This window comes from Marinobacter sp., from assembly GCF_041686475.1.
GTDB lineage: Bacteria > Pseudomonadota > Gammaproteobacteria > Pseudomonadales > Oleiphilaceae > Marinobacter.
In genome coordinates this window covers 50,927-52,405 of record NZ_JAWLDU010000014.1, presented here as the reverse complement: position 1 = coordinate 52,405, position 1,479 = coordinate 50,927, and the positions used below count along the sequence as shown (strand labels likewise).

General features: G+C 52.7%; 2 protein-coding genes. Both read left to right on the top strand.

Annotation, left to right across the window (positions count from 1 at the left end; translation table 11 throughout):
- Window positions 1-195: 195 nt before the first annotated feature.
- Window positions 196-756 (top strand): cytochrome b, encoded by a 561-nt coding sequence (locus ACESMB_RS05320; RefSeq protein WP_372971062.1) that lies wholly within the window; start codon window positions 196-198, stop codon window positions 754-756.
- Window positions 757-809: 53 nt separating this feature from the next.
- On the top strand, window positions 810-1,391 hold the full coding sequence (locus ACESMB_RS05315) for a YceI family protein (RefSeq protein WP_372971058.1): 582 nt from the start codon (window positions 810-812) through the stop codon (window positions 1,389-1,391).
- Window positions 1,392-1,479: the final 88 nt, after the last annotated feature.

Below are 1,479 nucleotides of genomic sequence, written 5' to 3'. Positions count from 1 at the left end.
CATGGTTTTCTACAATCCGTAAAATCCGTATCAGACCAAAGGTATAGGGGAAAGTACCTGCAAACACTGGTGAGTTCCTCGGTCAGAATTTCTGACCTATGCATGCAAAACATTTCGATTGGTTTTGCGGGCGCCTGTTTTTACACTGTTATCATCCTCGCTGTATGGTGTGGAATGTCACGCAGGGATAAAACTATGCAGGTACGCAATACTGCCAACCGTTTTGGAGCCGTCTCCATTGGTTTTCACTGGCTTGTCGCTGCGGCGGTTTTCGGCCTGTTCGGCCTGGGTTTCTGGATGGTGGACCTGTCCTACTACGACGACTGGTACCGCACAGCCCCGGATATTCACCGCAGCGTTGGTATTCTGTTATTGATGGTTATGGTACTGCGGTTAGCCTGGCGCATTGTGAACCCGGTACCGAAGCCATTGTCCAACCACAGTCGCTTGGAAGTGTTGGCGGCCCACGGGGCGCACCTGATGTTGTATGTTCTGGTTTTCGTTGCGATGGTCAGCGGCTACCTCATCTCGACCGCCGACGGCTCTTCCATCAGTGTCTTTGACTGGTTTGAAGTGCCCTCAGTGACCGGCCAGATCAAGGGGATGGAAGACACTGCGGGGCTTGTTCACTACTGGTCAACCTGGGCCCTGGTGGTGTTGGCGGGCTTGCACGGTCTTGCGGCTGTAAAACATCACCTGGTTGACCGGGACGACACCTTGCGGCGTATGCTTGGCACCGGCCCTCCACAACAATGATTCGAATACGATCCAAAATCGCGCCTTCGGGCTATTTCAATAAGGAGATCAATATGAAAAAACTGCTGCTAGCATCCGCTGTGACAATCACCATGGTTGGTGGAGCCCAGGCATCTGAACACAGCGGAACCTACGATTTTGATACCGAGGGTGATCATCAGTTTATTACTTTCAAAATTTCCCACCTGGGGTACAGCTGGCTTTACGGTCGTTTCAATGAATTTGACGGGCAGTTCCTCTACGATGCGGAGAACCCCGAAAACAGTTCCGTGGAAGTAACGGTGGATACCTCCAGCGTCGACTCAAACCACGGCGAGCGGGACAAGCACCTGCGTGAGGAAGATTTCCTGTATGTCAGCGAATACCCGGAAGCGACATTCAAGAGCAAGCGGGTAGAGGTGGACGACGAAGGTGAGGCCGATATCATCGGTGACCTGACACTCCGTGGTGTGACGAAAGAAATCACCCTTGATGTGGAAATGCTGGGGCACGGCGATGACCCCTGGGGTGGTTACCGTATGGGGTTCGAAGCCGGAACCGAATTCAAACTCTCTGACTTCGGAATCCCGATGGATCTGGGCAAGGCCTCTGAAACCGTCGAGATGATTATCTCGGTAGAAGGGATTCGACAGTAACTGGTTCGGTTCGCCCTATCTCGCCAAGAAGCAAGAGATAGGGCGAATTGTTTCCTGGTCAGACCCTGAATCTTCCCGTCTGCTGTTC